Origin of the sequence: Shewanella sp. SG44-6, from assembly GCF_014164185.1 — a bacterium.
GTDB classification, from domain to species: domain Bacteria; phylum Pseudomonadota; class Gammaproteobacteria; order Enterobacterales; family Shewanellaceae; genus Shewanella; species Shewanella vesiculosa.
The window spans coordinates 1-8,422 of the sequence record NZ_JACJER010000166.1 but is presented as its reverse complement, the minus strand read 5'-3'; the positions used below and the strand labels follow the sequence as shown (position 1 = coordinate 8,422).

Here is an 8,422-nt window from a genome sequence, read left to right as displayed (position 1 = left end):
CAATGCTCAGCACTTGGCGGCTGTATTGAAACAAAATCAACAATTGGGTAAAAAAGTCAAGTGGGTCGCCCACAGCCAAGGGGCGATTATATTTTTATCTGCGTTGCAATATTATCGAGTCAATTATCAAGGGCAATTAACGGGTCAAGAGCTAGCTATTCACGGCAGCGGTGCTAATGTGGCAGAGTTACAACAAGCCGCTAAACTGGTGGGGTTAAAAACCCATGAACCACGAAATAACCCATTTGATACAGTACCTAATATATTCGGCAAAAATGATCTATCAGCCAGTAGTTTTGCCCGTTCAGTAAAGTTTTTCCCCTCGATAATGTTTAGCTCTGTGGGGGCAAGTCCGCATACATTACCTTTCTTGGGAGTGAAAACCTACCACGAGCAATTATTGACGTTAGGTGCAAAATTTCGCGCTAAAGAAGTTAAAAATATATTCAGAAAGCTGAGCTATTAATGCAAGAAGCACAGAAAATAAAAAAAACATTATGAAGAAATTACTAAAAACATTGTGGCAAGGCTTTGTTGGCGGAGCTGATTTTACTCAGCTAGTCACTGAGCGATTTATTTTAGAAGATAAACTGTTAAAAATAACTATGCCAGTCAGTAATATTGCCACGGTAGAACCACCGAAAGAGATTAATTATCCATATAAAAATCTTTTTTGGCTTGCTGCAAACCAAAGAACACACACCCATGAGACCTATATACATATTTATACTGAGTTATGGATGTATTTACCCATCATAGGTATTCTGCCCAGCAGTGAATACGGCATGCTCAGCAGTGTGTTTAGAATAAAAAAAAACCCTGATGGTGTTAATGCGCTCGATAACCAGGCGCTTGGTAAATGGCTAAATCAAGAATATGATGAATATTATAATCACCCTGAGCCTGGTGAGAAAGCTCGAGGTAGCAACACTAGAATAAGGCAAGAAATGAGTAAACATACCACTCTTTCAGATGAGGTAATGGCTATTCAATTAGAAGCTGCTATAAACAACGGCGGTTATCCCCAAATTCCAGATGCTACTACGGTACAAATAAATGGTACTGAGTGGGTGTTTCATCAATTGATTAAACCTCATTCACGCAGTCGCACCGACATGTATTGTTTAGGTTTAGATGAAGGCCATTATTTAGTTGTGCGTTTTAGTCATCGTGTTGATCGCTCTGATAAGCATAAAAAGTGGCGCAAGGCTGCTGATAAAACTCAACAACGAGTGATGGAGATGGTGTCATTAACTGATTATGTTGCAGATGAGCCACAATCGCGACTATCCAATGATACTTCGTCAGCTCTGCAAACTTCATCTAGGCAAGATACGGCATAATGGGTTTGTTGAAGAGCTTGTGGCAAGGCTTTGTTGGTGGTGCTGATTTTACTCAGATCGTCACTGAGCGGTTTGTTTTAGAAGACAAACTACTCAAAGTCGCTATTCCTATTAGTAATGTTGTTGCTCGAAAGCCGACTAAAGAAGTCAATTACCCTTATAAAAATAACCATTGGTTTCACACTAATCAAGAAACTCATACTCATGAAACTTATGTGCATATCTATACTCGAGTTTGGATGTATTTACCGATTATCGGTATTTTTCCTAGCAGTGAATATGGCATGTTAGGTTGTGTATTTCGGATTAAGAAAACTCCTGAGGGAGTGAATGCGCTTGATAATCTGGCATTAGGTCAATGGCTTAATCAAGAATATGATGAATATTATAATCACCCTGAACCAGGAGATAAATCTAAAGGAAGGAATACTGCTTTAATTGCTGAAATGCAACAAAGACACGGTGATCTAACTACCTCTCATATGGCTTCACAGTTGCAAGCTTATATAAATGGTAGTGGTTACCCTGAAATTCCTGCTCCCACTACAGTCAGCTTTAATAATATTCAATGGGTATTTTATCAACTAGTGAAACCGAACTCACGCAGTCGGACAGATATGTATTGTTTAGGTTTAGATGAAGGTCATTATTTAGTGGTGCGTTTTAGTCATCGTGTTGACCGATCTGATAAGCACAAAAAATGGCGCAAGGCGGCCAATCAAACCCAACAACGGGTGATGGAGATGGTGTCATTAACTGATTATGTTGCAGATGAGCCACAATCGCGACTATCCAATGATACTTCGTCAGCTCTGCAAACTTCATCTAGGCAAGAAACGGCGTAATGGGCTTATTGAAGAGCTTGTGGCAAGGCTTTGTTGGTGGTGCTGATTTTACTCAGCTCGTCACTGAGCGGTTTATTTTAGAAGACAAACTGTTAAAAATAACTATTCCTATCAGTAATATAGTTGCTCGACAGTTACCCAAAGAGGTTAATTATCCTTATAGAAATAGGCATTGGTTTAATACGAAGCAAAAAACTCACACCCATGAAACTTATGTGCATATCTATACTCGGGTTTGGATGTATTTACCCATTATTGGTATTTTTCCCAGCAGTGAATACGGCATGCTCAGCACCGTGTTTAGAATAAAGAAGACCCCTGATGGCGTTAATGCGCTTGATAATCAAGCGCTTGGTGCATGGCTCAATCAAGAATATGATGAATATTATAATCACCCTGAGCCAGGTGAGAAATCTCGAGGTAGCAACACTAGGATAAGGCAAGAAATGAGTAAACATACCACTCTTTCAGATGAGGTAATGGCTATTCAATTAGAAGCTGCTATAAACAACGGTGGTTACCCAAAAATTCCAGATGCTACTACGGTACAAATAAATGGTACTGAGTGGGTGTTTCATCAACTGGTTAAACCTCATTCACGCAGTCGCACCGACATGTATTGTTTAGGTTTAGACGAAGGCCATTATTTAGTGGTGCATTTTAGTCATCACGTTGATCGCTTTAATAAACATAAAAAGTGGCGCAATGCGGCCAATCAAACCCAGCAACGGGTGATGGAGATGGTGTCGTTAACTGATTATATTGAGGAAGAACAAAGAGTATTTTCCGCAACTATAACTGAGTAATAGCTTAAAATATGAATATTCATGAGAGGTTAACTAAACCACTCATGAAATCATTAGCGGTTACGCGAAGTGCGTAAGACTTCAGGTAAAACACGGATCCTGCGCATAACGTTTGCAAGATGAACGCGATCTTTAACTGAAATACGTAAATTAATCAGATATACACGGCCATCACGTTCTTCTGTGCTGAGGTTGTGAATGTTAGAACCAGCAGAAGCAATGATCGAAGTGATTTTTGCCAACGCACCTTGGTGGTTTACAATTTCAACGCGTAAGTTAGCTTGGTATTCAACCCCTTCTACGTTGTCCCAGTGCACTGAAATGTACTTATCAGGCTCGCCTTGATAGCCGCGAATATTGGCACAGCTTTCCATGTGCACTACCAGACCTTTGCCTGGGCTCACATGAGCAATGACCGCATCGCCAGGGATTGGGCGGCAGCAATTGGCGTAAGTGACCAACATACCTTCGGCACCGCGAATTGGCATTTGTGGTCGTTCTTTATTGCTGTCTTGAGAATCAAACTGCTCACCAACCAAGCGCTGGGCAATCACAATACTCATGGCATTGCCTAAGCCAATATCTGCTAGCAGCGAGTCTAATGATGTGTGTTTGGTTTCTTTGATCACTTTCTCAAGTAATTCAGCGGGAATAGTTTCCAGCTTGGTATCACCCAAGGCATGGTTTAATAAACGTTTGCCTAATGCGATAGCATTATCGCCTTTAAGGCTCTTTAATACCTGACGGATTTTACCTCGGGCTTTACCCGTTACCACAAAATTTAGCCATGCAGCATTAGGGCGGGCACCTTTGGCGGTAATAATTTCAACGGTTTGCCCTGAAATTAATGGTTGGCTCAGCGGGTATGCTTGACGATTAACGCGTGCGCCAACACAGGTATTGCCCACATCAGTATGCACTTCGTAGGCAAAATCGACCGCCGTGGCATTGACTGGTAATTCTAAGATACGGCCTTCTGGAGTAAATACGTAGATTTCTTCAGGGAATAATTCAGTTTTAACGTTTTCAACAAATTCAAATGAGCTGCTAGCACTTTGCTGTAATTCCAGCAAACTTTGCATCCATTTGTGAGCGCGAACTTGAGAAGTGCTTTGTTGAGCCGCATCGGTATTGTTTTTGTACATCCAATGCGCAGCGACACCTTTGTCGGCCATTTGATCCATTTCTTCGGTACGAATTTGCACTTCAACAGGCACCGCATGGGGGCCAAATAACGAGGTGTGCAGTGATTGGTAACCGTTGGCTTTTGGAATGGCGATATAATCTTTAAAACGTCCAGGGCGCGGCTTGTATAATCCGTGCATAGCACCTAATACGCGATAGCAGGTATCAATAGAGTCGACGATAACACGGAACGCATATATATCCATAACCTCTTGAAATTGAAGTTCTTTACTGCGCATCTTTCGATAGATTGAATAGAGATTTTTCTCACGGCCTTTGACTTTAGTGGGAATTCCAGCTTCTTCAAGGCGTGTTTCAATAGCCACTTCAATACTGTTAATCAGTTCTTTACGATTACCACGAGCTGCTTTTACGACATCGCGGATCACTCTGTGTCGCATAGGGTAATAGGCTTGAAAACCGAGATCTTCAAGTTCGATTTTAATATTATGAATACCTAATCGATTAGCAATTGGAGCATATATTTCTAACGTTTCGCGAGCAATACGACGACGCTTATCAGGGCGAAGAGCGCCTAATGTGCGCATATTGTGGGTGCGGTCGGCCAATTTGATGAGGATAACTCGAATATCTTGAGTCATTGCCATCATCATTTTACGGAAGTTTTCTGCTTGGGCTTCTTTTCTGTCACGAAACTTGATTTTATCAAGCTTGGAAACACCTTCAACCAGTTCGGCAACATCAGCACCAAATAACTCAGTGAGTTCTTCTTTGGTTACCGGTGTATCTTCAATGGTGTCATGAAGCAAGGCAGCCATAAGCGACTCATGATCGAGGCGCATGTCTGCCAAGATGCGGCTAACCGCAACGGGATGGGTGATATAAGGCTCGCCACTTGTGCGCATTTGCCCTTCGTGGGCATCACGCGCAACCAAATAGGCCTGCTTGAGTAATTCTACTTGATCCGGCTCTAGATAGCTGGATGCTGACTCTTTTAGACCTTCAAACAGATACAAGTGGCGCTACTCCTTATAAAACGCGGCCTTCTGCTATGGCTGCTACAGCGGCAATTTCAGCTGCTTCACGTTCACGAACAGTTTGGCGCTCATCAGCATCTAAAGTGTTAGAGGTGACTAAACCTAATTCGATTTCACGTAATGCGACAACCGTTGGTTTATCATTCATCTCATCAACCATAGGTTCTTTACCTTGGACGGCGATTTGGCGAGCACGACGCGCTGCAACCAGGATCATATCAAAACGGTTGCCGATTTTGTTTACGGCGTCTTCTACAGTTACGCGAGCCATGTGTTGAAACTCCAGTGTTATCTATGGGGAAAAATGACGCAAAATTGTACACTATGACAATTAGTCTGCCAAGAGATCAATAAGCATATCATTGTGGGTATGCTGCTGACTAGCACAGGTTAGTCTTTGGCTGCGAATAATGGCGTTTAAATCGGTTAGGGCGTCATCAAAATCATTATTTACAATCACAAATTCATATTGTGCGTAATGTGACATTTCAGAAACCGCTTGTGCCATGCGCGAATCAATCACTTGTTGGCTGTCTTGGCCTCGACCAGTTAAACGACGCTCTAGTTCAGTTTTCGATGGCGGTAAAATAAATACCCCAATCGCATATGGCATCAGTCTTTTAACTTGTTCACCACCTTGCCAGTCGATATCTAGAAAGACGTCGATGCCATTAGCCAAAGTGTGTTCAATGACGGTTTTGGAGGTGCCATAAAAATTGCCAAAGACTTCAGCCCATTCAATAAAGGCGTTTTGGTCAATTAATGCTTTAAATTGCTCAACAGTGACAAAATGATAATGTTGGCCATCGACTTCGCCAGGGCGAGGTTTACGGGTCGTGTGTGACACTGAAACCTGTTTATCAGATGGTGTATCTTTTAATAGTGCTGATATAAGTGATGATTTACCTGCGCCACTGGGGGCTGACACAATAAAAAGATTTCCACGAGTGCTCATAAATAGGGTTTCTCATCCGATTATTCATTAAGAAAGCTTAATATTATACTCGTTAACTGTAAGGTTATGCTAGCGCAATCATAGCGATTGCTACTGTTCCTTGTTGTGATAAATGGGCGACAAGCGACAGACAGGTTAATGAATAAAAAAGTTATGTAAAACCTAGGTTGGGTCTGGCTTTATAAGATAAATTCTGTAGGCTTTGCGCTATTGATAGTGGTTGTCAGTTTTGATGGTGAAAACAATCTAATCACCTTGCCATCACTGTGTATAATTACCGATAAATTCTGTTATGTACCTAGCTGTTTTTTTTGATTTTTTCGTAAATGAATAGGAATGATTGATGTCTGTAAAAACCCTACTGTGCCGAGATGGTCGTGACACAGGCTTAAGGTTAATGGCAATTATATTCGCTGCATTTTTGTTGTTAACAGTTGCGGCTATCGTATTTCCGACGAGTGTAATTAATGTGATTGTGACGCTAGCGGTTATGCCTATTGTTGGTTTGGCTGCACTTCGTCGCTTAAATGATGCCAATAAATCGATTAAGTTAGCGATGATTTGTGTCATACCTGTATTGGCTTTTGGCATATTGACTTACTTTATGGCGCCTTTGGGCGCGTCAGCTGGCGTATTTTTATTCGGCTTAGCCTGTGGTGGCTATTTGGCATTTTTACCGCCTAGAAATATCATTAATTATGTACAAGGATATAATGGACCCAATATGGCGCCAGTATCCAATATAGGTTCGGTTTATCACAGACAAGAGCCAGTTATGAAAGGGCAGGCTATGCCTGTTCAGGCAACGCCAGAGAGTACATTTTCAGCCGTAGAATCAACTGATAATGAAGTGAACTTTAGTACATCATCTGAGCCATATTCTGGCGAAACCCAGAGCAATCAGACTATTGATGATGTTTTACCTCAGGCTGGTATTGAGCAAGATAACACGGCCCTCGATGCTGATGCTGCAATAGATGAGCAATACACTAGCTCATTTTCCACAGCGTCAGTGCGTAATAATCAACCGCTTTATGTCGATCAAGATGCATTACAATCTGGGTCGATTACCGAGCTAGCAAAATCTTGGCTTAATGTGGCCAAATTACACCAGCAAAAGCTTATTTTAATTGGTAAAATTACTGCGCTTATCTTGGCTATCTGTTTAGTCGTGTATTTGGTCTTTGCATTGGTCAATGTTTTTTCTAGCGACGAAACCGAACAAGCCGCACACCTTGATGGCATCAGTCATCAACAACAAGCTGGCACTCGAGAGATGGTAAAACTACCAGACGGATTTTGGCTGGCGTTAGAGGGTGAAATCTTGATTGTGCGCTGGTTAGGAGATAGCGGCGCTGCGCAAAATATGTGGCGTTTAGCGACAGCAACGGGTGATAAAACTTGCGCTAATCTTGAGTTTAATGACGGTAGTCGCTATCGACCTATCACCGTTGATTTACTTAATGATGGTGCCAGTGAGGCTAGATTTACACCATTAGACAAAGATGCCATTGTCAATGATGTCGCGCTCAGAGGCAGCTTTAAGTTGTGTGGCTATGAATTTAACTTAAAGGGCAGTCAAGCAACCTTGATGCAAAACCCTCAATTTGAAATGATACTGAGTCAGTAACGATTACAGAGAGAAACCGGACCAAAGTGATGTATTGGTTACCTTAGGTTTTGGTGATATTAGTGTTGGAGTGTTGATTGGTTAATTTTATCCGTAGCAATGTGTTACCTCAGTTTGGTTTTAGTACCGAGCACAGCTCCATTCATCCACTGGGTAATGGCCATATAAATCAGACTTTTTTGGTGCGAGATCAAGCTAAAACGATGGTGTTACAGCGGATTAATACTCAAATATTTACTGATCCTAGGGTTATGATTCAAAATGCCGCTAACATTAGTCAGCATTTATTGGCTAAGCGGCAACAGCAACAATATCCCTTGCAAGTGGTGAGTCCAATCGCTACCGTTTCTGGCGCGCTTTACGTAGATTTAGCTGAGCAAGGATTTTGGCGGGCAATAGATTATTTACCCCATAGCGATACAATTGAAGTGGTTGATACGCCCGAGCAAGCTAAGTTAGCGGCCGAGGCGTTTGGGCATTTTGCTGCGGCACTGAGTAACTTAACCCCCACTGATATTATCGATGTGATCCCCAATTTTTTAAATTTACCTCAACGTATGGCAAACCCTGATCGGTAAATCGGTTTCATATTGCAACAATGTTGTCACTAAATCAGTTTGAGCCAAACAAAAATCGACCCATTTTTTACACTGCGCTAAT

General features: G+C 41.8%; 8 protein-coding genes and 1 pseudogene. 6 read left to right on the top strand and 3 right to left on the bottom strand.

Features of this window, described 5'->3' with window-relative positions; translation table 11 throughout:
• From H5185_RS19805 to H5185_RS19790, 4 genes and pseudogenes are all read left to right on the top strand, one after another.
• A pseudogene (locus H5185_RS19805) lies at positions 1–466 on the top strand (hypothetical protein); the annotation flags it as partial.
• A 31-nt stretch (positions 467–497) separates the two neighbouring features.
• Complete coding sequence (locus H5185_RS19800) at positions 498–1,343, top strand: hypothetical protein (protein ID WP_182742951.1); 846 nt, start codon at positions 498–500, stop codon at positions 1,341–1,343.
• A complete protein-coding gene (locus tag H5185_RS19795) occupies positions 1,343–2,188 on the top strand; it encodes a hypothetical protein (RefSeq protein WP_124017481.1) in 846 nt (281 codons plus the stop codon). Before H5185_RS19800 ends, H5185_RS19795 begins: the two co-directional genes overlap by 1 nt.
• Positions 2,188–2,994 (top strand): hypothetical protein, encoded by an 807-nt coding sequence (locus tag H5185_RS19790; protein WP_182742950.1) that lies wholly within the window; start codon positions 2,188–2,190, stop codon positions 2,992–2,994. Before H5185_RS19795 ends, H5185_RS19790 begins: the two co-directional genes overlap by 1 nt.
• A gap of 53 nt (positions 2,995–3,047) precedes the next feature.
• Here H5185_RS19790 and spoT read toward each other — a convergent pair whose 3' ends face one another.
• Genes spoT through gmk form a run of 3 tightly spaced genes read right to left on the bottom strand, consistent with a single transcriptional unit; the run spans position 3,048 to position 6,132 of the window.
• Positions 3,048–5,156, bottom strand: coding sequence for a bifunctional GTP diphosphokinase/guanosine-3',5'-bis pyrophosphate 3'-pyrophosphohydrolase (gene spoT, locus H5185_RS19785; protein WP_124017483.1), 2,109 nt, complete (start codon positions 5,154–5,156; stop codon positions 3,048–3,050).
• 13 nt (positions 5,157–5,169) lie between these two features.
• On the bottom strand, positions 5,170–5,448 hold the full coding sequence (rpoZ, locus tag H5185_RS19780; protein ID WP_011635854.1) for a DNA-directed RNA polymerase subunit omega: 279 nt from the start codon (positions 5,446–5,448) through the stop codon (positions 5,170–5,172).
• A 60-nt stretch (positions 5,449–5,508) separates the two neighbouring features.
• Entirely contained in the window at positions 5,509–6,132 is a 624-nt protein-coding gene (gene gmk / locus H5185_RS19775) for a guanylate kinase (RefSeq protein WP_182742949.1), read from the bottom strand.
• A 343-nt stretch (positions 6,133–6,475) separates the two neighbouring features.
• On the opposite strand from gmk, the gene H5185_RS19770 reads away from it, so the two are divergent.
• The gene (locus H5185_RS19770) at positions 6,476–7,762 is read left to right on the top strand and encodes a DUF805 domain-containing protein (RefSeq protein WP_182742948.1); all 1,287 of its coding nucleotides are present in this window, start codon (positions 6,476–6,478) and stop codon (positions 7,760–7,762) included.
• Between the two features lie 77 nt (positions 7,763–7,839).
• Positions 7,840–8,340 (top strand): aminoglycoside phosphotransferase family protein, encoded by a 501-nt coding sequence (locus tag H5185_RS19765; RefSeq protein ID WP_259396264.1) that lies wholly within the window; start codon positions 7,840–7,842, stop codon positions 8,338–8,340.
• Positions 8,341–8,422: the final 82 nt, after the last annotated feature.

Excerpts from the sequence above, each read along its gene's own strand:
- H5185_RS19800 (WP_182742951.1), top strand. The coding sequence starts at position 498 with ATGAAGAAATTACTAAAAACATTGTGGCAAGGCTTTGTTGGCGGAGCT.
- H5185_RS19795 (WP_124017481.1), top strand. The coding sequence starts at position 1,343 with ATGGGTTTGTTGAAGAGCTTGTGGCAAGGCTTTGTTGGTGGTGCTGAT.
- H5185_RS19790 (WP_182742950.1), top strand. The coding sequence starts at position 2,188 with ATGGGCTTATTGAAGAGCTTGTGGCAAGGCTTTGTTGGTGGTGCTGAT.
- rpoZ (WP_011635854.1), bottom strand. The coding sequence starts at position 5,448 with ATGGCTCGCGTAACTGTAGAAGACGCCGTAAACAAAATCGGCAACCGT.
- gmk (WP_182742949.1), bottom strand. The coding sequence starts at position 6,132 with ATGAGCACTCGTGGAAATCTTTTTATTGTGTCAGCCCCCAGTGGCGCA.
- H5185_RS19770 (WP_182742948.1), top strand. The coding sequence starts at position 6,476 with ATGTCTGTAAAAACCCTACTGTGCCGAGATGGTCGTGACACAGGCTTA.